We start from the raw sequence: 22,446 nt of genomic DNA, 5'->3' as shown, positions 1-22,446 counted from the left end.
CTGTAAAAATTATTTTTCCCGAAGAAAACCTATTGTATATTAATAGTATCTACATATCTTAAAAAGTATATTCTCAAAAGGTAGTTATCTTCTCTAGGAATATTATTTAGAAAATAAAAAAAGTGTACCGTAGGCAGGAATTTTTCACCCTCTAGATACACTTTTATTAAATTCTATGAAATTTTCAATCTTATAGCCAATATCATTCTTATTAACTATATTTTAATCTTCTATCCGATATTCTTTAACGCCTAATTCATATAAATTATTACCCTCGGCATCAATAGCCACGACGCATGGAAAATCTTCAACTTCTAATTTTCTAAGTGCCTCGGGCCCTAGTTCAGGATAAGCTATTAATTCAGCTTTTTTTACTGAATTTGCAATTGACGCTGCTCCCCCACCAATAGCTGCAAAATAAACAGCTCCATTTTTAATCATGGAATCAACTACATCTTTATCGCGTGGACCTTTACCAATCATTCCTCTAAGCCCTAAATCTAATAAGCTTGGTGTAAAACTATCCATTCTATAGCTAGTAGTTGGACCACAAGAACCAATTGGCTTTCCTGGTTTTGCTGGAGCTGGTCCTACATAATAGATAACTTGATTCTCTATCTCTATTGGTAATTTTCCTTGTTCTTTTAATTCATTAAGCATATTTCTATGTGCAGCATCTCTAGCTGTATAAATTGTACCTGTTATAGCTACTTGATCCCCTGCTTTTAATCCTTTAGCTTGTTCAAGAGTAAAAGGTATTGTAATTTTCTTAATTTCCTTCATTATTTTCGCCCCTTCCTAAAAAATTACTTCTTTATGTCTTGCTGCATGACAATTTAAATTTACTGCAACAGGCAAAGTCGCTATATGAGTTGGGTAGTATTCAATATGTACAGCAAGGGCTGTAACCCTTCCCCCAAAACCTTGAGGCCCGATACCTAATTTATTGATTTTCTCTAATAATTCTTTTTCGAGTTCTGCATAACGTGGGTCAGGATTAGGTTCACCTGCTTTTCTCGCCAAAGCCTTTTTAGCTAAAATAGTGCATTTTTCCATTGTACCCCCTACGCCTACTCCAACAATAATAGGAGGACAAGGATTTCCACCAGCTTTAGTTACAGACTCGATAATAAAATCCTTTACTCCTTCTAATCCTTGCGCTGGCTTTAACATTTTTAAAGCACCCATATTTTCGCTCCCTGCACCTTTAGGAACTACCTGAATTTTAAGCTTATCTCCTGGTACTAGCTCTGTATGAATAACAGCTGGAGTATTATTACCTGTATTTTTTCTTTCAAAAATAGGCTCATTTACAACTGATTTACGTAGATAACCATCTGTATAACCTTCAGCTACACCATTATTAATTGCCACTATTAAATCACCATCAATTATACGTACATCTTGACCTAATTCTACAAATATAACTGCAAGACCAGTATCTTGACACATAGCAACTTGATCCTTGCGGGCTAATTCAAAGTTTTCAATTATTTTATCAAAACAGTAATTACCAAAAGGTGACTCTTCTTTTTCTTTACCTTCTCTAATTAATTTTTCGACATCTTCTGGTAAATTATAAGCTGCTTCCATACATAATCTTTTAACTTCTTTTTGGACTTCTTTAACGGATATTTCTTTCATGCCTCCACCCCTTCTACATTAATTAAAAAAGTATATATTTCTATTGTAAACTAAATAAATTATATTTGGGATAAATTTATTGAAAATTATCTAATCTTTCAAATATTTAGTTAATATAATTAATCTTTATTGATTATATGCTTGTATCCTTAATATTTTATATATTAATATCTTAATAACTTGCATATTTATATTTTTTGTTATTTGCCTTAAATATGCTAAAATAACATGATTATATTATAAAGTTATAGTATAATAAATAATAACTATTTCTTTGGAGTGATTTGCATGGAATTAAGACAATTAGAATATTTTCAAAAGGTTAGTAAATTAAAAAATTTCACCAAAGCTGCTGAAGCTCTCCATGTATCACAACCCTCTGTTACTAATTCCATTCGTAAATTAGAAGAAGAATTAGGGGTCGTACTATTAGACCGTAACAAAAAAAGAGTTTATCTAACAGAAGAAGGAAAGGTTTTTTTAAATAGAATAGATAAAATTCTTTTTGAACTTAATGATACCTTGCTTGAAATCAGGGATTTAAAGTGTTTAGATAAAGGACAAATAAAATTAGGACTCCCTCCTATGATAGGGGCCCATTTTTTTCCTAATATGTTTACTAAATTTTCAAAGGATTATCCTAATTTAGACTTACAAGTATATGAAGAAGGTTCTATTAATGCTAGACAGTTAATTGAAAAAGGTGATTTAGATTTAGGTTTAATAATTTTGCCTAAAAACTCAAAACAATTAGATACTATTGAAATATTTAAAACTAATATTGTGTTATGTGTTTCGAAAGACCATCGGCTATGTAATTGTAAAGAAGTTTGTTTTACTGAACTTGAAAATGAAGATTTTATTTTATTAAAAGATGATTCTTTTCATAGACGTGCTATTATGCAAAGGTGCCATCAGCATAAATTAAAGCCTAGGGTTATTTTTTCTTCAAATCAAATCGAAACAATAAAAGCTTTAGTAGCTAGTGGCGTTGGAATATCATTTTTATTAGAAATGGCTGCTAGGGATACTAAAGATATTGTCGCAGTTCCTTTAACCGAAACCATCGAAACTACTATTGGACTAGCTTGGCGCAAAGATAAATATTTATCAAAAGCCACTAAATCTTTTATTGACTTTATTAAAAATTATACTGAATCACCCGACTTTAAGGGATTTTAAACCGTACCAAATTACTGCTAAAACTAAAGGAATTCCGATATAACCTATTAGAGGATATAAAATTCCTACTAGTAATGAAAATTTAAAAGGAACAAAAACAAAAGTTGAAGCAATTACTAAAGGTAAACTTCTACGATATGTAAATCTTCTTTCTAACCTTTTGCAGATAGAATGAGTATCAGCTAATGCTGTTGTTAACATGGCTACTAATAATCCTACTATATATAAAATACCCACCATTTTACTAATGCTTAAACTTAGAGTTAACAAAGGCATTTCCGTGTATAGCATGCTATCTGGTAATAATGAGAGACTTTTAATAATTAATAATGATAATAATACTAAAATTATACCACCTAAAATTCCTCCACTCAGAGGAATTTTTTTATCTTCTTCTTTCAGAGAAGTTATGATTACTATTCCTAAAAGCATATTTAATGTTGCGTACAAGATACCTGAAATCCACCAATTAGGTAAGAGACCATTAGTCATATGCAGACAAGGAAGTGGATTAATCAAATAATATGAACTATTAAAAAGAGTTAAAACAATAAGAAAAGGAACTAAAACTGAGTTAGCCTTTAATAAGCCCTCTATTCCTACCCATAAAAATAGACAAATTGTAATAGCTATAATTGCCACACCTAAGTAAATTGGTATCCCAAATTGTTCTAATAAAATATTTGAACTTCCTATAAACATGACTCCTAGACTGACCCATATCGAAATAAAAATAATTGTATCCATAATCTTTGCTATTTTCTTTGGAAACATAAAGTTTAATAAATCACCATAATTACTTATGTTATTCTTATTAACTATAAGTGTAGTAAATCCACCTACTACGGAAATTAGGGTACCTCCTAAAATTGCCCCCCATATTCCTTTATCACCAAATAAGACAAAAAACTTAACCATTTCTTGACCTGAAGCAAAACCCGCTCCAATTAATGATCCAATAAAAGTTAATGCAACCTTGATAATACTTTTTATATTACTTCACCTCCGGTTTTAAAATTGTTAATAAAATAAATTAATTTAAATTATTGATAATATTCTTTCATTTATGAGTATTAATAATATTCTTACCTTTAAATTTAATGTTTTTAAAGTTTTATATTTAAGATTTAGGACATACTAACCTCAGAATAATGATTTAAGGAGGTATTATGTTAAAAAGTACTGTTGCAAAAAATATTAAAACAACTGAGAAAAAAATCCGTCTTCATATGGAAAGTGATAATTTTATTGATCAAAGTGCTCAATTTCTAAATGATAGAATTATGGACTTAAATGCGTATACCAATAGGCCCCTAGTCACTGTTTGTATTGGAACTGATAGATCAACTGGTGACAGTTTAGGTCCCTTAGTAGGATGGATGCTAAAACAAAAACAACCCTACAATCAATTTGTTTATGGTACTTTAAATAATCCAGTACATGCTACTAATATGAATGATGTATTTTCATCAATTAATACTACTTTTAATAATCCTCTTATTATTGCTATAGACGCTTGCTTAGGAAATCTAAATAGCATAGGTTATGTAGCATATAATCAAGGATCCATAAAACCTGGTGCTGCAGTAAATAAAAATCTTCCTCCTGTAGGAGACCTTTCTATATCAGGGGTAGTAAATGTAGGCGGATTTATGGAGTACTTAGTTTTACAAAATACTAGATTAAGTATTGTCATGCAAATGGCAGATAAAATTTCTCAAGTTATAGCTAAACTATATGAATCTAAGTACCAGCACTAATTAGTGCTGGTTTAAAATTAAAGCATTATTAGTATATATATTGATTGTTTCTTCTAAATATACATAAAAAAAATAGCTAGCAAAGCTAGCTATTTTATATATTTGAAAAGGAAATGTGACTTATTTTTTCACTAATCTTTAGATACCAATTATTTGTAATTTATGTTAATCCTAGTGATACGATTTAACACGAAGTAAAACATCATGAACTGATAAACCAGTAGCATCAATAACAGGACGAGCAGTCATAGAATCTTGGTGACCTAAAAAATCCTTGCTACCACCTGAAATAACTACCATATCAGCTCTATTAATATTATCTAAATCAACAATATCGTATCCATTACATTCTAAATATCTTCCTACTCTGAGTAAGTTACTTTCAACTGCAATAGTCTTATCCATCACACTCAACTCCTTTTCTTCTACCTTCTTATTATTAAGAAAAGAGGCTGTTTTTATACATTCCTAATTTAAACATATTGTGGAAAAAAATATATCCCGATATAAACAACAATAATGACTATAAAAACTGCTGGTAATAAATTTGCTACTTTAAATTCTTTGATTCCTAAAATATTAAAACCTATACCTACTATTAATAATCCACCCACGCAACTCATATAAGTAATAATATCTTGAGTTAAAAAATCTTTTACAGCAACTGCTAAAAGGGTTAATATTCCTTGATAAATAAAAACTGCAAGTGCTGAAAACATTACACCTATCCCTAAAGTAGAGCTAAAAACTATTGCTGAAATACCATCTAAAGAGGATTTAGCAAATAAAATTTGATGATTTCCATTTAATCCACTTTCAATCGAGCCCATAATGGCCATAGCTCCAACACAATAAATCAAACTAGCTGTAACAAACCCATTTACAAATCCACCATCTTTTGAACCAATAATGCTTTTTAAGCGTTCACCAAATTGATTTAAACGATAATCTATATTTAAGTATTCTCCTAATAAACCTCCTAAAACTAAGGCTATAATTACTATTATTTCGTTATTAACATTTAAGGACATTTTTAAACCTATTAAAATTACTGTTAAACCAATTCCTTGCATGATTACTTCTTTAAATCTTGCTGGCATTCCTTTTTTTAAATTAAGTCCAATGACAGAACCTAAGATTATTGCCAAAACATTCACTATTGTTCCTAACATTAAAAACTATCCTACCTTCCTTAACCAAAATTTAATGTTTCACGTGAAACATTAGAAAATTAAAACATAAGAAAAGTGTTTCACGTGAAACACTTAAAATTCACTATCTAAGATTAATTCTAAAATTCTTTGCAAGTCGCTTTGATTATAAAATTCTATCTCTATTTTACCATTATCTCCTTTTTCCTTAATTAAAACTTTTGTCCCAAATTTACTTCTTAATTTATCTTGAAAATCACTAATAATAGGAGAACTAGGTTCATTTGTGTTTTTTGCAGATTTTTTATGTTCATTATTTAATAATTTTTTAATTATATTTTCTGTTTGTCTTACTGAAAGTTGCTCATCAATTATCCTTTGGACAATTTCAATTTGACTATTAGGGTCTTCTAAAGATAATAGTGAACGAGCATGGCCTACACTTATTTTATTTTCTGCTAATAAATTAAGGATATTATCCGGTAAATTTAATAAACGTAGAAAATTAGAGATATAGGGACGAGATTTTCCCACCTTTTTAGCTAAATCTTCTTGACTAAAATTATATATTTCAATTAAAGATTTATAAGCATTTGCCTCTTCTACTGGATTTAAATTATGTCTTTGAATATTCTCTATTAAAGCAACTTCCATCATTTTTTCATCATTATAATCTTTGATGATTGCAGGAATATGTGTAAACCCTAACTTTTTACATGCTCTTAGTCTTCTTTCGCCAACTACTAATTCATATCCTTGATCAATGGTTCTGACAACAATAGGTTGAACTACACCATGTTCTTTAATCGATAGCATTAATTCATTTAATTTCTCTGGATCAAAAACCTTTCGAGGTTGAAATGAATTTGGTTTTATAGAACTTATTTTTAATTCACTACTTCCTCTTTTAATGTTTTCAATATCTTCTCTACTTGTATCAGTGTCGGAAAGTAAGGCTCCCAATCCTTTACCCAATCTTTTTGTACTCATTTTCAACCACTTCCTTAGCTAATTGTTTGTACATTTCAGAGCCTTTAGACTTAGGATCATAGATAATACCTGGTTTTCCAAAGCTAGGAGCTTCACTTAACCTTACATTTCGGGGGATAATACTTGCAAATACCTTTTCTTTAAAGTGTTCTTTTACTTCATCTACAATTTGATTTGACAAATTAGTACGAGCATCAAACATAGTCATTACAACACCTTCAATATCTAAATCTTCATTAAGATGTTTACGCACTAATTTGATTGTACTCATCAATTGACTTAAACCTTCTAAAGCATAGTACTCACATTGGATAGGTATTAAGATTGAATCTGCTGCAGTTAAAGAATTAAGAGTTAATAGACCTAATGAAGGTGGACAATCAATAAAAATATAATCATAATCCTTTTTAATGTTATCTATAGCCTTTTTTAACCTCACCTCTCTAGAGATAACAGAAACTAATTCTACTTCTGCACCAGCTAATTGGATAGTAGAAGGTAAAACAGATAAATTATCAATATTAGTTGGTATAACTACTTTATCTAAAGATACTCCATTTACTAATACATCATATATGCATTTATTAATATTCTTACGATCAACCCCTAGTCCACTAGTTGCATTTCCTTGAGGGTCTATATCAATTAATAACACCTTCTTGCCTAGCATAGCTATGCCTGTACTTAAATTTACAGCAGTTGTTGTTTTAGCTACTCCGCCTTTTTGATTAGCTATGGCTATAGTTCTCCCCACCCTACTCACCTCATCTTTTAAGTTAAAATTTCTAGTTGTTTTGATAAATTCCTGTATTTTGACTATAAAAATGAAAATGTACAGGATTTCTCCTTATAATATTCCTTTTTTTCCTGCTAGGGTTATCATTAAGGAGGTCTTATTTTAAGTCATTTAAAGGCAAATTTGAAGGCCATTTTTGGATGCATTTTTCTTAGAAAAAAAACTGCCTTATTTGGCAGTATTATTTTTCGGTAGTTTAATCGTAACCTCAAAATATTCTTCGTTTTCATCTTCCTTGATATCTGCTTCTAATCCTGCATCTTTAATTGTATTTACAGCATCACGTATTGTATTAAGAAAAATTCTCATATCCTTATATACTTTTTTAACTTTTCTTTTTACTTTTTCATTTTCCTTTTTCTCGCTGTCAATTAAAATTACTTCTACTAACTCATCGGTTTGTCTTACATTTAAACCTTTTTCATAAATTGCTTGTAATAATTTTTTTTGTGATTCTTGATCTTCTAACTTAAGCAGGGCTCTTGCATGTCTTTCTGTAATTACATCAAAGGTTATCAAATCTCTAACATCTTTATCTAAATTTAATAATCTTATCTTGTTAGCAACTGTAGATTGACTTTTACTTACCTTTTTAGCTAATTCTTCTTGGGTTAAATCAAATTCTTTTAACAATCTATTATAACCTTCAGCTTCTTCAAAATAGTTTAAATTTTCCCTTTGCAGGTTTTCAATTAAAGCTATTTCAGCTGTTTCTTTATCAGTTAGGTTTTTCACTATAGCAGGAATAGTTTTTAGCCCTGCTAATCTTGAAGCTCTTGTTCTTCTTTCTCCTGCTACTAATTCATAATTTGTGCCTACTTTTCGAACAACAACTGGCTGCATGACTCCATATTGTTTAATTGATTCAGCTAATTCTTCTAATTGTCTTTGTTCAAAAAACTTTCTCGGCTGATATGGATTAGGATGTATTAACTCTAAATCTATATCCTTTATATTATCTTTAGTATCATTGCCTATGTTAAAAAGCTTAGATAAATGATCTTTCATTAAGGACACCCCTTATTCTTACTTCTTTGTATATATTCTTTAAATAGCGTTAAAATCCTCCATTAAATTACTATTTAATAATAGGTCTTTTTTTAGGTATCCCTGCTTTGCGAGGATATTTATCAGGTGTATCAAATATTTTTTCAAAAATCATGATATTACGTTGATGTTGTCCGTTCATTAAACTAAAACTTTTACTATCAACATATTTTCCACCAAGGGTTTCTAAAGCTTTTTCACTATTAGTTAACTCTTCTTGTACCTCTGGACCCTTTAAAGCTATAAAGTGTCCTCCTACTTTTACAAATGGCAAGCAAAATTCTAAGAGAATTGGTAAATTAGCTACAGCCCTAGCTAAAACTAAATCATAACCCTGCCTATAATCTATATCCTTGCCATAGTCTTCTGCTCTTCCATGAATAACATTTACATTAGTTAAACTCAAATTTTCTATCACATTTTCTAAAAATACTAATCTTTTATTTAAAGAGTCAAGTAAATCAATTTTAATGCTATCTTCAAATATTTTTAAAGGTATCCCTGGAAAACCAGCACCCGTGCCAATATCAATAATCTTTTTATTTTCCCATTTATCCCATACTTTTAGGCATAAAAGTGAATCTAAAAAGTGTTTATACATGATTTCTTCATCACTTTCAATTGCAGTTAAATTCATTTTTTTATTCCATTCTTGTAATAAATCCATGAAAGTAGTTAATTTAATAATATTTTCCCCTGTAAACTCAATTTGTTCCTCTGTTAATATTCTTTTTAATTTTTCCTGCAATTTTCTAGCTCCTTTTTCTTCTCTTTTGTTCTAAATAAATTAAAATGACAGAAATATCAGCAGGTGAAACCCCTGAAATCCTTGATGCTTGTCCTACTGATTCAGGCCTAATTTGGATTAGCTTTTGTCTTGCTTCGATACGCAAGCCACCAATTTCATCGTAATCAATATTTTCCGGTATTTTCTTACTTTCCATCTTTTCAAAACGCTCAACTTGAGTAATTTGTTTTTTAATATATCCTTCATACTTAATTTGAACATCAATTTGTTCTTTTTCTTCTTGGTTTAAGTCACTTGTTAAAATACCTTCTTCGACTAGCTCTACATAACTAATCTCTGGCCTTTTAATTAAATCAATCGCTTTGATAGAATATCCTATATTAGTACTATTCTTTTTAGCTAAAATTTCAATTAATTTTTCATCCTTAAAGCTCACAGTTATAGTTGCTAATCTTTCTAATTCGCTTTCAATTTTAGCCTTTTTACTCATAAATCTTTCATAACGATCATCTTTTACTAGTCCGACCTCTCGTCCTTTTTGAGTTAATCTTAAATCAGCATTATCTTGACGAAGTAATAAACGATACTCTGCTCTTGATGTTAACAGCCTGTAAGGTTCATTAGTTCCTTTAATAATTAAGTCATCAATTAAAACACCTATATAAGCATCTGATCTTTTAAGAGTGAATGGCTCTTTGCCTTGAATTTTTAAAGCTGCATTAATTCCAGCCATTAATCCTTGTCCTGCTGCTTCTTCATAACCAGAGGTACCATTAATTTGTCCAGCTGAATATAATCCTGCAATTTTTTTAGTTTCTAAAGTAGTTTTTAATTGAGTTGGCACAAGTATATCATATTCTATAGCATAACCAATTCTAATAATTTCTGCTTTTTCTAATCCCTCTACTGTTCTTAGCATTTGTTTTTGCACATCTTCAGGCAAGCTAGAACTTAATCCTTGTACATATAGTTCATTAGTATTTACCCCTTCTGGCTCCACAAAAATTTGATGTGCAGGTTTATCAGCAAATCTTACTACTTTATCTTCAATTGAAGGACAATATCTTGCACCGGTTCCTTCAATTTCTCCTCCATAAAGAGGAGATCTATGGATATTTTCTTGGATAATTTTATGAGTTTTTTCATTTGTATAGGTTAACCAGCAAGAATAATTAACTGTCGACGGTTCATCTGTCATAAAAGAGAATTTTAAATTTTGGTCATCTCCTGGTTGCTCAATCATTTTGCTAAAGTCTACGGTATTTTTATCAATCCGAGATGGTGTACCTGTCTTAAACCGCTCAATTTGAAAACCTAAATCTTTTAAATTATTACTTAAGTTAATTGAAGGCATATTCCCCTGGGGGCCTGCTAAACGACTCATTTCACCGACAAATATTTTTCCCTTTAAATACGTACCAGTTGTTAGTATAACAGCATTGGCTTTATAAATAGCTCCCGTATCTGTTAAAACACCACATACCTTACTATCTTCGATTATTAATTCCTCAATTAAAGCTTGTTTTACATCTAAATTTTCTTGATTAAATAAGGTTTGCGTCATTTCTTGTTGATATAAACTTTTATCAGCCTGCGCCCTTAAAGCATGAACAGCTGGCCCTTTAGAAGTGTTTAGCATTCGCACTTGAATAAGTGTTTTATCTAAATTAAGTCCCATTTCTCCACCTAGTGCATCTATTTCGCGTACTAAATGACCCTTTGCTGGTCCTCCTACAGATGGATTGCAAGGCATTAAAGCAATATTATCAATATTTAATGTAAATACTACTGTTTTCATTCCAAGACGACTAGATGCTAGAGCAGCCTCACAACCTGCATGTCCAGCTCCCACTACGATTACGTCATAGGTATCTGCAATATAACTCATAACATCCTCCTCATTTTCCTATACAAAACTGTGAAAATATTTGGTCTAAAATATCTTCTTCAATCGTTTCCCCCGTTACTTTACCTAAACTTTCAAAGGCTCCCTGAACATCAATTGTAATAAAGTCCCCTGGTAACTGGGCTTCTATACTATTAATTGCTCCTTTTAAATGATCGTCTGCTCTTTCTAATGCATCGATATGTCTTGTACTACTTACTAAGACTTGATCATTAGACTCGATATCGCCATCAAAAAATAAATCTATAATATTCTTTTCTAAATCTTCAAGCCCTATATTTTCTTTTGCTGAAATTTGAATAATAGGCTTTTGGCTAAGGTCTTTAAGCTCTTTTAAAAACTCATCCTTTACCCCTAAATCTACTTTATTTACTAGCATAATTGTTTCTTTATCCTGTAATAGGCTTATAATGTCTTTATCTTCTTCGCTTATTTTTCTTTCACTATCTATGACAAATAAAACTAAATCAGCTCTATTTATTAAATCCTTAGCTTTATCTACACCTAATTTTTCAACTATATCTTCAGTTTCCCTAATTCCAGCTGTATCTATAACCTTTATCGGTATTCCACCTAAATTAATATATTCTTCAATTATATCCCTAGTCGTTCCAGGTATATCCGTCACAATTGCCCTGTTTTCTTTCACTAAAGCATTTAATAAACTTGATTTACCAACATTCGGCTTACCGATAATGACAATATTTAATCCTTCTCTAATTATCTTTCCACCTTTTGCAGTTTTTAAAATATTAGTTATTTCATGTTCAATACCCAATAATAATTCTAATTGCTGCTCTATTGTTAGTCTTTCAATATCTTCTTCCGGAAAATCTATATCAGCTTCGATAAAGGCCATTAAACTTAGTAAATCAACCCTTACTTTTTTTATTAATGCAGATAAATTACCTTCTAATTGATTTACAGCTAAACTTAAGGACTTATCAGTTTTGGCTTCTATTATTTCAATAATGGCTTCTGCTTGAGCTAAATCTAATTTTCCATTTAAAAAAGCCCTTTTAGAAAATTCTCCTGCATCAGCCATTCTAGCTCCATTTCTTAACACTAATTCTAAAATCTTTTTAACCACGACTACCCCGCCATGACATTGGATTTCAATTACATCTTCCCCGGTGAAGCTTTTAGGAGCTAACATTACTAAAAATAAAGCCTCATCTATAATTTTATCAGTATAATTATCATAAACCTTGCCATAATTAATGGTGTGATTTTCGGCTCTTTTTAAATCTTTATGACCTTTATAAATTTTATTTCCTATTTCTAAAGCATCTGAACCACTAATTCTTATGATACCTACACTAGCTTTTCCATAAGCTGTAATAATTGCTGCTATAGTATCATTAATCAATATATTTTACCTCATTTCTATCTTAAGTTTTCTTCTATTTTAGTTTTCAACATGTGCATAAGTTCATTTGCATCATAACTTTTAAAATCCTGTGGATTAATTGGTTCTGAGATAGTTATTTCTACATCTGCTGGTCTTATTAACCCGCTATTTTGTTCCATAATTTTGTATGATCCATTAATGGTTATCGGTACTATAGGTACTCCTGATTTAGTAGCTAATCTTAAACTGGCTGATTTAAATTCATTCATATTTTTACCCTTACTTCTAGTTCCTTCTGGAAATACTACTAAAGAATAGCCTTTGCGTAAAACAGCTATACCTTCATTGATTGACTTTAATGCTTCTTTCGGATGATTTCTTTTAATAAAAACACAATTAATAGCCTGCATCCAACGATTAACTAAAGGCATCTTTTTTAACTCTATTTTTGCTACAAAACCCTTAGGCTTACTAATTGCAGCTAATAATAAAGGAATATCAAAATTTCCTTGATGGTTGCTAACAAATAATACTGGCCCATCCGTTGGTATTAATTCAGTACCTGTAACTTTTACCCTACTACCTGTTAGGTTAATTAAAGATTTTGCCCATATCGTGGCTATTTTATTTACTAAAACATCTTTTTCATAAATTTGATTTCTTTTTTCCATTAATCGGACTGTAAAGAGTAAAGGAATACTAAAAATTAAAAATAACCAAAAATACAAAAACCAAATTAAAGTTCTCATAATTAACATTATCTCACCCCATTTTACTATATCCATTGTATACTAAATTTCAAGACCACAAAATAGCTTTTTAATTATATCTAATATATAATTATTTCTGTTTAAAATTTAGCTAATATTTAAATAAAAAAAACCAGTAATCAAAGATCACTGGTTAGTTGCGTTTAATTTTTGGTATAATTACTACCTTTCTGTAAGGCTCTTCACCTTCACTATACGTACCGATTTCAGTATCATTTTGTAAAGTCATATGAATTATCCTTCTTTCTTGAGGATTCATAGGCTCTAAAATTACTTTTCTTCCTGTACGTTTAGCTTTATCCCCTAGCCTTAAGGCTAAATTCAATAATGTTTCTTCTCTTTTCTTTCTATAACCTTCAATATCTATTATATATTTAGTTCTAGATTCATTATCTTTATTCATTACTAAATTTAATAAGAATTGTAAGGAATCAAGAGTATCTCCCCTACGTCCAATTAAAATTCCTAGATCATCACCAGTTATATTAAAAGTAACACTACTTTTATCTTCGACAATTTCAATTTTAGGATTTAAATTCATAGGAGCAAAAATTTGCATTAAAAAATCTTTAGCTTTTTTTGTAGGATTATAGATTTCATCTACTTTGACTACAGCTTTTTTAGTTCCTATAATTCCAAAAAACCCTTTACTTGGTTGCTCTAATACTTCAATATTCACTTCATCTTTTGTTAAGTTTAATTCATTCAAAGCAAGATCAATAGCTTCTTCTACAGTTTTAGCAGAAATCTCTATACTTTTCATTTACCACTAACTTCTCCCTTCTTAGCCAGCGGTTTCTTATTGATAATTAGTTGCTGAACTACTCCTAAAGTATTAAAAACTACCCAATATAAACCAAGACCTGCTGGAAACTTCATACTAATCCACCCAATAAATATTGGCATGAAATATAACATTAAAGCCATATTTTGTTGATTTGCACCACCTTGAGGAGTAGTAAGTTTCGACTGAAAGAATGTTGCCACACCAACAAGGACAGGTAAAATATAGTATGGATCTGGGTTTGATAAGCTATCAATCCAGAAAAAACTAGCATGAGCTGCATGCACAAAATCAAAATCTCTTAAAGCCGTAAAAAGAGCAATTAATATAGGCATTTGTACTATCATTGGTAAACAACCTGCTATTGGGTTGACATTATATTCTTGATACAATTCCATGACAGCCTTATTTAACTTTTCTTTATCATTTTTATATTTCTTTTGTAAAGCCTGCACTTTAGGTTGAATTTCTTGCATGCCTTTCATGGACGTCATTTGCTTTACAGTTAAAGGATATAACGCGAGTTTAAGTAAAACAGTTAAAATAATTATAGCTAAAGCATAACTTGGAACCCCTAAGGTATCAGTAAAGCCATATAATAAATTAATTATACTTTTTACTCCATTAACTAATCCATTCCACAAATTATCCCCTGCTTTACGCAGGTTCACCTCCTTGTAGTAACTATTTTAAAGGATCGTATCCACCTGGATGAAATGGGTGACATTTTAAAATTCTTTTTATAGATAAAAAAGACCCTTTAAAGAATCCATATTTCTTTAAAGCCAAGATAGTATATTCAGAACAAGTTGGCATAAATCTACAGGTTGGCCCTTTTAAAGGAGAAATGAATTTTTGATATAACCGAACTATAAAAACAACTACCATAACTATGAAATTATTCTTCATTAAAGAGCTTTCCTTTATTAAGTAAATACTCAACATTTTTCTCTATTTCATTAAAGTCTATGCCTGTAATACCTTTTCTAGCTATAAAAATTAAATTATGTCCACTTTTAACCCGCGGTAGCTTTTTGCGCATAATCTCTCGAAGTCTTCTTTTAAGGTAGTTTCTTTCATTTGCTTTCCCAATTTTCTTGGAAATAGAAAATCCTACTCTACTATCATCTTTATGATGTTTTTTTATATATAGTACAAGATATTTCGTAGAGAATGACTTTCCATATTTATAGGTAATTCTAAAATCGTTATTTTTTCTTAACCTATAGGATTTAGGAAGCAAGATATCATCCCCTTATAATTTAAAAAGGCCTCAGAGGGCCTTTTATGCACTTAATCTTTTTCTACCTTTAGCTCTTCTTCTTCTTAAAACATTTCTACCTGTAGGAGTACTCATCCTTTTACGGAATCCGTGAACTCTTTTATGTTTTCTATTCTTTGGCTGGTAAGTCATTTTCATTTAAAACACCTCCTTAGGTTAATCTTATTTTATATGAATTTACACATTCACTACGATAACATACAAATTATATATTATCTTAAAGTCATGGTCAAGTTAAGTATTTTTTACCTATGTGGATAAGTTAATTTTTAATATTTTAAAAAATTGTGGATAATATAAACCTAAGAAAGTTATTTATGTTGATAACTTTCAAATATTTTGATATTATTTACTTGCTTGTTCACAATTTTATAAACATTTTATCCACACAGTGTGGATAAACCTGTGTATAAGTTGTTAATTCTAGCTAAATAATATTTTTTTTGCAAAAATTTATCACCTTTTTGAGGTGACTAATTTTTTTTTAGTAATAAATGCAAGTACGGACGGTCAGAGTTGCCTCCGGCTAAACACATTTATGCTTTTTTTAGGAGGTATAGAATGATTAAAACTCAACTATCAGATATATGGAAAAAAGCATTAGCTGAAATCGAAGGTGAAATCAGTCGTCCAAGCTTTGAAACCTGGTTTAAGGCTACCGAATTAGTAGCCTATTATGAAGATTACTTAATTATTAGGGTACCTAATGAATATGCAAAAGATTGGCTCGAAAAAAGTTATATAGGCTTAATTAAAAATAATTTAGAGAAAATATTAGAACATCCCGTAAAAATTAACTTTGTAACCTTTTCAAATAAAGAAAATGAAATTGATATCATTTCTGAAAATTTAAGTAACACTCCAGATCCTAATTTAAATGATTTAGATCAATTAGAAGAAACACAAAGGCTTCAACAAATGCGAGAAGAACAGGAAATGGACAAAATTTCGGAATATGAAAATAAATTTGAGCCAAACAAAAAACATCAAAACAATTACCAACATAATTATCAAACTGACTATTCAGATAGTGATACATTATTAGAAAAACACTTAAATCCTAAATATACCTTTGATACTTTTGTTGTAGGTAATAGTAATAAATTTGCGCATGCTGCAAGTTTGGCTGTTGCCGAATCTGTAGCTAAAGCCTATAATCCTTTATTTATTTATGGTGGTGTAGGACTAGGAAAAACACATTTAATGCATGCTATCGGCCATTATGTAATAAAAAATAATAAAAACGCTAAGGTTGTCTATGTTACTAGCGAAAAGTTTACTAATGAATTAATTGATGGAATAAAAGATGATAAAACGGCTAATTTTCGTAATAAATACCGTAATATTGATGTTTTATTAATAGATGATATTCAATTTTTAGCCAAAAAAGAAAGAACTCAAGAAGAGTTTTTCCATACATTTAACGCTTTACATGAAGCTAATCGTCAAATAATTATTTCAAGTGATCGACCACCTAAAGAAATACCTACTTTAGAAGAAAGATTACGTACCAGATTTGAGTGGGGGCTAATTACAGACATTCAGGCTCCTGATTTAGAAACGAGAATTGCAATTTTAAGAAAAAAAGCTCAAATCGAAAAAATGGATGTACCTGATGATGTGACCCTTTATATGGCTGATAAAATTAAGTCCAATATTAGAGAATTAGAAGGGGCATTAGTAAGGATAATGGCTTATGCTTCTTTGAATAATAGAAAAGTAGATTTAGATTTAGCAATTGAAGCTTTAAAAAATATAATTCCTGAAGATAAGCCAAGACCAATTACAGGAGAATTAATTCAAGAAGTCGTTGCTAGTACTTTCGCCATTCGTGTAGAAGACTTAAAAGCTAAAAAAAGAACAAAAAATGTAGTATTTCCAAGACAAATTGCCATGTATTTATGTAGGGAATTAACTGATTTATCTCTCCCTAAGATTGGTGAAATATTTGGAGGCAGAGATCATACTACAGTTATTCATTCTTACGACAAGATAAATAGCGAAATAAAAACAGAACATGGACTTAAAGAAACAATTAAGAAAATTAAAGATAATTTACAAGGTAAATAAAAAGTACTCAGGATAAACAATTTATCTATCCTGAGTACTTTTTTTCTGCAAATTTGCTTTTTATTTTTTTCTATATTTAAGATTAAATGTGGATAAGATTATTGATAATATGTTAGTATCATGTAGAACAATGTGGATAATTATTTTTCCTGTGTATATGTGGATAAAGTCAGAAATTCGCCCACAGGGTTATGAACATCAGTTAAACTTGTTGATAACTCAGTTTAAGATGCTTTTCCACATTTCCACAGCTACTACTACTATTACTACTATATTTATATATCTATGATGATTAATAAAATATATACACACTTTTTTCTGAAAGGATGATAAATTTGAAAATAACTATTTCAAAAGAGAATCTTTTATATGGAATTCAAACAGTTCAAAAAGCTATTTCTACAAAAAATACAATTCCAACATTATCAGGAATTAAATTTAAAGTAGAAAATAATCGTTTATATTTTACAGCTACTGATTTAGAAATTGGTATTGAATGTCATGTTCCTATAGAAGCAATTGAAGATGGTGAAATAGTTTTACCAGCTAGACATTTATCTGAATTAGTTCGTAAATTACCAGATACAAAAATCACTATTAATTATCTCCCTGAAATAACAGGGGTAGAGATTAAATATGATGATTCAGAAGTAGTTTTAAAAGGATGGCCAGGAGATGAATTTCCTTTAATCCCTGATTTTGAAGGAGATTATGCCTTTGAAATAAATCCTAATGTCTTAAAAAACATGATTAAACAAACTATCTTTGCTACTACTTCCGATGATACTAGGCCTATTTTTACAGGTGCTTTATTTGAAATAGAAAATGATCATTTAAAAATAATCACAACTGATACTCACCGTTTAGCTCTTCGTTCTGGAAAGGTAAATGTTTTAAATGATCAAGCAATCAATGTTATTATTCCAGGAAAAACCTTAAGTGAAGTAAATAGAATTACAAAAGATGAAGAAGAATTAATAAAAATTAATGGCAATACCAAACAAATATGCTTTGAAACAGAAGATACAAAAATTATCAGTAGATTGATCGATGGTAAATTTCCTAACTATCGTCAGGTTATTCCAAACGATCCTAAAACATTCCTAAAAATTAAAACTAAAAGTCTCCAGCATACTGTGGAACGTGCTAATTTATTTAGTAATGAAAAAGATGGTACGAGTGTAATCAATCTACATATCGAAAATGGAACCTTACAAGTAACATCACAGTCAGAATTGGGTAAGGTAGAAGAAAAGATATCGGTACTTGATGAAGGAGAACCAATGACAATTGCATTTAATGCTAAATATTTATTAGACGTTTTAAAAGTTATGGATACTGAAGATCTTGATTTTAATTTAACTGGATCTTTAAGCCCCGCTATCGTAAAGCCCGGTAATCATGATAATTTCATTTATGTTATATTGCCTATTAGAGTTGTCTAAATATATGTTGGGGTGTAGAGGATTTGATAATAAATAAGCTAATTCTCGAAAATTATAGAAATTATACTTCTTTAGATATTAATTTTAGTGAAAATATTAATCTTATCGTAGGAGATAATGCTCAAGGAAAAACAAATCTTATCGAAGCCATTTATTATTTAGCCATTGGTAAAACATTTAGAGGGGCTAAGGATAAGGAGTTAATTTATTTTAAGCAGGATTTTTTTCGGATAAAAGGACAAATAAATACGATAAGAAGTAATAGAAGTAATGAACTTGATATTTATTATGATCAGAAAAAAAATAAATTACTGAAAATTAATGGTGTAAAATATAAAAAAATATCTAGCTTATTTGGTTATTTACATGTAATAATTTTTTCTCCAGAAGATTTAAAAATAATTAAAGAAGGACCTAGTGAGCGCAGGAGATATATTGATATAGAGATTAGTCAATTAGATAGATTGTATTATGATGACCTTAAAAATTATTATAAGGTCTTAACTCAGCGTAATAATCTTTTAAAAGAAATTAAGTTTAAAAAACAAAATAAAGATCTTTTGGAATTATGGGATAATCAATTAATTTCTTATGGTAGCAGAATTATCCAAAAGAGAATGGAATTTTTGAAAAAATTAGTCCCTTTAGCTAATAAAATTCAAAAAATAATTACGAATGATAAAGAATCACTAAATATCACATATAGTTCCTTAGTTTTAAAAAGAGCAACCTTGGATCTTGGAGAAATTGAAACAGTTTTTAGAAATAGTTTACAGGAAATTACTCATGAAGAAATTAAAAGGGCAAGTAGTTTAATGGGACCTCATAGAGATGATTTAACTTTTTATATTAATAATCAAGAATTAAAAAATTATGGTTCCCAAGGACAACAAAGAACAGCAGTTTTATCTTTAAAGTTAGCTGAAATCCAATTATTTTTTTTAATAAATGGGGAATATCCCGTATTATTATTAGACGATGTGATGTCTGAATTAGATGATTCTAGGAGAGAATATCTATTAAACTTAATTAAAGAAAAAAATATCCAAACCTTTGTTACCGGAGCAAATATCGAAATGATTAATCAAAAGATAGAAAAGAGTAAAATATTTTTAATTGAGAAAGGTAAAATTAAGCAAAACTAAGGAGGTCTTAATTTGTTTTTACATATTGGTGAGGATATAGTTATCCCCAAAAAGGATATTATAGGAATTTTTGATAAAAATACAACTACTAGGGCTAAGACTACTAAAGAATATTTAGAACTAGCTAGCCTTGATAATTTGATTAAGCAAGTTGGATCAGACGAAAAAGTAAAAACTTTTATTATTACCTCTAAGTTTGTTTACCTTTCTCCAATTTCTTCAGTAACCTTAAATAAGAGATTTAATAAAGCTTTTGAATTAAAGTAAATTATTGGTCATTATTTATGTTTATTTTACAGTAAATTGTGGACATAAGAATTTTATGGTATCCTATTATAGGATTATCATGTCCTTAGGTCTATTAAATTAAGATATTTTAATCTGTTTTTATAGAGTCAAGATGACAAAGGAGAGTAATATAGTGGTAGATGAAATAAAAAAATATACAGCTGATGAAATACAAGTACTAGAAGGTTTAGAAGCAGTTCGGAAAAGACCTGGTATGTACATCGGTAGTACTAGTAGCAGAGGCTTACATCATTTAGTTTACGAAGTTATTGATAATAGTATAGATGAATTTTTAGCAGGTTTCGGGCATAAAATTCATGCTATTATTCATGAAGATAATAGTATTACTGTCTTTGATGAAGGTAGGGGAATACCAGTAGGTATTCATCCTAAAATGGGATTACCTGCGGTGGAACTAGTGTTAACTACTTTACATGCTGGAGGAAAATTTGGTGGAAATGGTTATAAAGTATCAGGAGGATTGCACGGAGTAGGTGTCTCTGTTGTTAATGCTCTGTCTGAGTTTTTGGAAGTAGAAGTTAGCCGTGAGGGTAAAATATTTCATCAAAGATATGAAAAGGGAAAAACAGTAAGTGAATTAAAGGTTATTGGTAGTTCTACAAATAATGGGACAAAAATATTCTTTAAACCTGATTCAGAAATTTTTGATGATCTTATTTATGATTTTAAAACTTTGGCTCAACGATTAAGGGAATTATCATTTTTAAATAAAGGTTTAACCATTACCTTGGTGGATGAACGAAATAATATAGAAGAAACATTTGTACACGATGGTGGAATCAAGGACTTTGTAAGATATTTAAATAAAAATAAAGACCTGATCCATGAAGAAGTAGTCTATTTTGAAACTACTAGAGATGATGTTATTGTGGAAATGGCTATTCAATTTAACGATGGATATAGTGAAAATATACTTTCATATGCTAATAATATTAATACTCATGAAGGTGGTACACATGAGTCAGGGTTTAAAACAGCTTTAACTAGGGTAATTAATGATTATGCAAGAAAATATAATATTTTAAAATCAAATGATCCTAATTTAGCTGGTGAAGATATTAGAGAAGGTGTTACTGCTGTTATTAGTATAAAATTGCCAGAGCCTCAGTTTGAAGGGCAAACAAAAACAAAATTAGGTAATGGTGAAGTACGTGGAATCGTGGATAACGCCGTGAGTACTGAAACAACCTTTTTCTTAGAAGAAAATCCATCGGTTGCTAAGAAAATAGTAGAAAAATCTCTAAGAGCATATAGAGCGAGGGAAGCAGCTAAAAAGGCAAGAGAATTAACTAGAAGAAAAAGTGTCCTTGAAAGCACTACTCTTCCTGGTAAGCTAGCCGATTGCTCTTATAAAGATCCTGCATTTTGCGAAGTATACATAGTCGAAGGGGACTCAGCAGGTGGTTCTGCTAAACAAGGTAGGGATAGAAAGTTCCAAGCTATTTTACCTTTAAAGGGTAAAATATTAAATGTAGAAAAAGCAAGACTTGATAAGATTCTTAAAAATGACGAAATTAGAGCAATGATTACAGCTATGGGAACAGGAATTAGTACTGAATTTAATATTGAAAAGGCAAGATATCATAAAGTTATCATTATGACAGATGCTGATGTCGATGGAGCTCATATTCGGACACTTTTACTTACTTTCTTTTATAGGTATATGAAACCTTTAATTGAACATGGGTATGTATATATAGCTCAACCGCCTTTATATAAAGTTAAGAAAAGAAAAGAAGAAACATATTTTTATAATGATGAGGATATGGAAGAATATTTTAAAGAAAAAGGTAGAGACAATAGCTCTATTCAGCGGTATAAAGGTTTAGGGGAAATGAATCCAACTCAATTGTGGGAAACGACAATGGATCCTGAGACTAGGACTATTTTAAGGGTAAATTTAGAGGATGCGATTAAGGCAGATGAAATATTCACCATTCTAATGGGAGATAAAGTAGAGCCGAGACGGGAATTTATCCATGAAAATGCTAAGTATGTTAAAAACTTAGATATATAAGATTTTAAACCTGGTTTTATGTTAACCGGGTTTTATATTTTGGCATATA

General features: G+C 29.9%; 24 protein-coding genes. 7 read left to right on the top strand and 17 right to left on the bottom strand.

The window, feature by feature from the left end; all coding sequences use genetic code 11:
- Positions 1-222 precede the first annotated feature (222 nt).
- Positions 223-783, bottom strand: a complete 561-nt coding sequence (locus tag B8965_RS04740; protein WP_084052710.1) for a Fe-S-containing hydro-lyase — start codon at positions 781-783, stop codon at positions 223-225.
- Positions 784-798: 15 nt separating this feature from the next.
- Positions 799-1,644 (bottom strand): fumarate hydratase, encoded by an 846-nt coding sequence (locus tag B8965_RS04735; RefSeq protein ID WP_084052709.1) that lies wholly within the window; start codon positions 1,642-1,644, stop codon positions 799-801.
- 288 nt (positions 1,645-1,932) lie between these two features.
- On the opposite strand from B8965_RS04735, the gene B8965_RS04730 reads away from it, so the two are divergent.
- Positions 1,933-2,826, top strand: coding sequence for a LysR family transcriptional regulator (locus tag B8965_RS04730; protein ID WP_084052708.1), 894 nt, complete (start codon positions 1,933-1,935; stop codon positions 2,824-2,826).
- Here the strand turns inward: B8965_RS04730 and B8965_RS04725 are convergent.
- Positions 2,803-3,744 (bottom strand): YkvI family membrane protein, encoded by a 942-nt coding sequence (locus B8965_RS04725; protein WP_084052707.1) that lies wholly within the window; start codon positions 3,742-3,744, stop codon positions 2,803-2,805. The genes B8965_RS04730 and B8965_RS04725 overlap by 24 nt on opposite strands.
- 251 nt (positions 3,745-3,995) lie before the next feature.
- Between B8965_RS04725 and yyaC the strand changes: the two genes are divergently transcribed.
- Complete coding sequence (gene yyaC / locus B8965_RS04720; protein ID WP_084052706.1) at positions 3,996-4,586, top strand: spore protease YyaC; 591 nt, start codon at positions 3,996-3,998, stop codon at positions 4,584-4,586.
- Between the two features lie 171 nt (positions 4,587-4,757).
- Here yyaC and B8965_RS04715 read toward each other — a convergent pair whose 3' ends face one another.
- The 14 genes from B8965_RS04715 to rpmH all read right to left on the bottom strand — a co-directional run bounded on the left by B8965_RS04715 (position 4,758) and on the right by rpmH (position 15,549).
- Positions 4,758-4,991 (bottom strand): YkuS family protein, encoded by a 234-nt coding sequence (locus tag B8965_RS04715; RefSeq protein ID WP_084052705.1) that lies wholly within the window; start codon positions 4,989-4,991, stop codon positions 4,758-4,760.
- Positions 4,992-5,059: 68 nt separating this feature from the next.
- Positions 5,060-5,758 (bottom strand): DUF554 domain-containing protein, encoded by a 699-nt coding sequence (locus B8965_RS04710; protein ID WP_084052704.1) that lies wholly within the window; start codon positions 5,756-5,758, stop codon positions 5,060-5,062.
- 93 nt (positions 5,759-5,851) lie between these two features.
- Complete coding sequence (locus B8965_RS04705; protein ID WP_084052703.1) at positions 5,852-6,727, bottom strand: ParB/RepB/Spo0J family partition protein; 876 nt, start codon at positions 6,725-6,727, stop codon at positions 5,852-5,854.
- Positions 6,705-7,481 carry a ParA family protein gene (locus tag B8965_RS04700; RefSeq protein WP_084052702.1) on the bottom strand — a complete coding sequence of 259 codons (777 nt, stop codon included), beginning with the start codon at positions 7,479-7,481 and terminating at the stop codon, positions 6,705-6,707. Before B8965_RS04700 ends, B8965_RS04705 begins: the two co-directional genes overlap by 23 nt.
- Before the next feature lie 210 nt (positions 7,482-7,691).
- The gene (noc, locus tag B8965_RS04695) at positions 7,692-8,531 is read right to left on the bottom strand and encodes a nucleoid occlusion protein (protein WP_084052701.1); all 840 of its coding nucleotides are present in this window, start codon (positions 8,529-8,531) and stop codon (positions 7,692-7,694) included.
- A gap of 70 nt (positions 8,532-8,601) precedes the next feature.
- Entirely contained in the window at positions 8,602-9,318 is a 717-nt protein-coding gene (rsmG, locus tag B8965_RS04690) for a 16S rRNA (guanine(527)-N(7))-methyltransferase RsmG (protein ID WP_084052700.1), read from the bottom strand.
- A gap of 4 nt (positions 9,319-9,322) precedes the next feature.
- Positions 9,323-11,206, bottom strand: coding sequence for a tRNA uridine-5-carboxymethylaminomethyl(34) synthesis enzyme MnmG (mnmG, locus tag B8965_RS04685; RefSeq protein ID WP_084052699.1), 1,884 nt, complete (start codon positions 11,204-11,206; stop codon positions 9,323-9,325).
- A 10-nt stretch (positions 11,207-11,216) separates the two neighbouring features.
- Positions 11,217-12,593 carry a tRNA uridine-5-carboxymethylaminomethyl(34) synthesis GTPase MnmE gene (gene mnmE, locus B8965_RS04680; RefSeq protein ID WP_084052698.1) on the bottom strand — a complete coding sequence of 459 codons (1,377 nt, stop codon included), beginning with the start codon at positions 12,591-12,593 and terminating at the stop codon, positions 11,217-11,219.
- A 17-nt stretch (positions 12,594-12,610) separates the two neighbouring features.
- Complete coding sequence (locus B8965_RS04675) at positions 12,611-13,333, bottom strand: lysophospholipid acyltransferase family protein (RefSeq protein WP_200805876.1); 723 nt, start codon at positions 13,331-13,333, stop codon at positions 12,611-12,613.
- A 145-nt stretch (positions 13,334-13,478) separates the two neighbouring features.
- Entirely contained in the window at positions 13,479-14,108 is a 630-nt protein-coding gene (jag, locus tag B8965_RS04670) for an RNA-binding cell elongation regulator Jag/EloR (protein ID WP_084052697.1), read from the bottom strand.
- On the bottom strand, positions 14,105-14,800 hold the full coding sequence (locus tag B8965_RS04665) for a YidC/Oxa1 family membrane protein insertase (RefSeq protein ID WP_242941928.1): 696 nt from the start codon (positions 14,798-14,800) through the stop codon (positions 14,105-14,107). The genes jag and B8965_RS04665 overlap by 4 nt, the downstream gene beginning before the upstream one ends.
- Before the next feature lie 13 nt (positions 14,801-14,813).
- Entirely contained in the window at positions 14,814-15,038 is a 225-nt protein-coding gene (gene yidD, locus B8965_RS04660; RefSeq protein ID WP_143334220.1) for a membrane protein insertion efficiency factor YidD, read from the bottom strand.
- Positions 15,028-15,372 (bottom strand): ribonuclease P protein component, encoded by a 345-nt coding sequence (gene rnpA, locus B8965_RS04655; RefSeq protein WP_159446271.1) that lies wholly within the window; start codon positions 15,370-15,372, stop codon positions 15,028-15,030. Before rnpA ends, yidD begins: the two co-directional genes overlap by 11 nt.
- Before the next feature lie 42 nt (positions 15,373-15,414).
- Entirely contained in the window at positions 15,415-15,549 is a 135-nt protein-coding gene (gene rpmH / locus B8965_RS04650; protein ID WP_084052693.1) for a 50S ribosomal protein L34, read from the bottom strand.
- A 423-nt stretch (positions 15,550-15,972) separates the two neighbouring features.
- On the opposite strand from rpmH, the gene dnaA reads away from it, so the two are divergent.
- From dnaA to gyrB, 5 genes are all read left to right on the top strand, one after another.
- On the top strand, positions 15,973-17,481 hold the full coding sequence (gene dnaA / locus B8965_RS04645; RefSeq protein ID WP_084052692.1) for a chromosomal replication initiator protein DnaA: 1,509 nt from the start codon (positions 15,973-15,975) through the stop codon (positions 17,479-17,481).
- 335 nt (positions 17,482-17,816) lie between these two features.
- Positions 17,817-18,926, top strand: coding sequence for a DNA polymerase III subunit beta (gene dnaN / locus B8965_RS04640; protein ID WP_159446270.1), 1,110 nt, complete (start codon positions 17,817-17,819; stop codon positions 18,924-18,926).
- 23 nt (positions 18,927-18,949) lie between these two features.
- Positions 18,950-20,071 (top strand): DNA replication/repair protein RecF, encoded by a 1,122-nt coding sequence (recF, locus tag B8965_RS04635; protein WP_159446269.1) that lies wholly within the window; start codon positions 18,950-18,952, stop codon positions 20,069-20,071.
- Between the two features lie 12 nt (positions 20,072-20,083).
- Positions 20,084-20,338, top strand: coding sequence for an extracellular matrix regulator RemB (gene remB / locus B8965_RS04630; RefSeq protein ID WP_084052689.1), 255 nt, complete (start codon positions 20,084-20,086; stop codon positions 20,336-20,338).
- 133 nt (positions 20,339-20,471) lie between these two features.
- Complete coding sequence (gyrB, locus tag B8965_RS04625; protein ID WP_084052688.1) at positions 20,472-22,397, top strand: DNA topoisomerase (ATP-hydrolyzing) subunit B; 1,926 nt, start codon at positions 20,472-20,474, stop codon at positions 22,395-22,397.
- Positions 22,398-22,446: the final 49 nt, after the last annotated feature.

Source organism: Desulfonispora thiosulfatigenes DSM 11270 (assembly GCF_900176035.1).
Taxonomy (GTDB): Bacteria; Bacillota; Peptococcia; order Peptococcales; family Desulfonisporaceae; genus Desulfonispora; species Desulfonispora thiosulfatigenes.
This window is presented reverse-complemented; position numbering and strand designations above follow the sequence as displayed.

Excerpts from the sequence above, each read along its gene's own strand:
- B8965_RS04740 (WP_084052710.1), bottom strand. The coding sequence starts at position 783 with ATGAAGGAAATTAAGAAAATTACAATACCTTTTACTCTTGAACAAGCT.
- B8965_RS04735 (WP_084052709.1), bottom strand. The coding sequence starts at position 1,644 with ATGAAAGAAATATCCGTTAAAGAAGTCCAAAAAGAAGTTAAAAGATTA.
- B8965_RS04730 (WP_084052708.1), top strand. The coding sequence starts at position 1,933 with ATGGAATTAAGACAATTAGAATATTTTCAAAAGGTTAGTAAATTAAAA.
- B8965_RS04725 (WP_084052707.1), bottom strand. The coding sequence starts at position 3,744 with ATGGTTAAGTTTTTTGTCTTATTTGGTGATAAAGGAATATGGGGGGCA.
- yyaC (WP_084052706.1), top strand. The coding sequence starts at position 3,996 with ATGTTAAAAAGTACTGTTGCAAAAAATATTAAAACAACTGAGAAAAAA.
- B8965_RS04715 (WP_084052705.1), bottom strand. The coding sequence starts at position 4,991 with ATGGATAAGACTATTGCAGTTGAAAGTAACTTACTCAGAGTAGGAAGA.
- B8965_RS04710 (WP_084052704.1), bottom strand. The coding sequence starts at position 5,758 with ATGTTAGGAACAATAGTGAATGTTTTGGCAATAATCTTAGGTTCTGTC.
- B8965_RS04705 (WP_084052703.1), bottom strand. The coding sequence starts at position 6,727 with ATGAGTACAAAAAGATTGGGTAAAGGATTGGGAGCCTTACTTTCCGAC.
- noc (WP_084052701.1), bottom strand. The coding sequence starts at position 8,531 with ATGAAAGATCATTTATCTAAGCTTTTTAACATAGGCAATGATACTAAA.
- mnmG (WP_084052699.1), bottom strand. The coding sequence starts at position 11,206 with ATGAGTTATATTGCAGATACCTATGACGTAATCGTAGTGGGAGCTGGA.
- B8965_RS04675 (WP_200805876.1), bottom strand. The coding sequence starts at position 13,333 with ATGTTAATTATGAGAACTTTAATTTGGTTTTTGTATTTTTGGTTATTT.
- jag (WP_084052697.1), bottom strand. The coding sequence starts at position 14,108 with ATGAAAAGTATAGAGATTTCTGCTAAAACTGTAGAAGAAGCTATTGAT.
- yidD (WP_143334220.1), bottom strand. The coding sequence starts at position 15,038 with ATGAAGAATAATTTCATAGTTATGGTAGTTGTTTTTATAGTTCGGTTA.
- rpmH (WP_084052693.1), bottom strand. The coding sequence starts at position 15,549 with ATGAAAATGACTTACCAGCCAAAGAATAGAAAACATAAAAGAGTTCAC.
- dnaA (WP_084052692.1), top strand. The coding sequence starts at position 15,973 with ATGATTAAAACTCAACTATCAGATATATGGAAAAAAGCATTAGCTGAA.
- gyrB (WP_084052688.1), top strand. The coding sequence starts at position 20,472 with ATGACAAAGGAGAGTAATATAGTGGTAGATGAAATAAAAAAATATACA.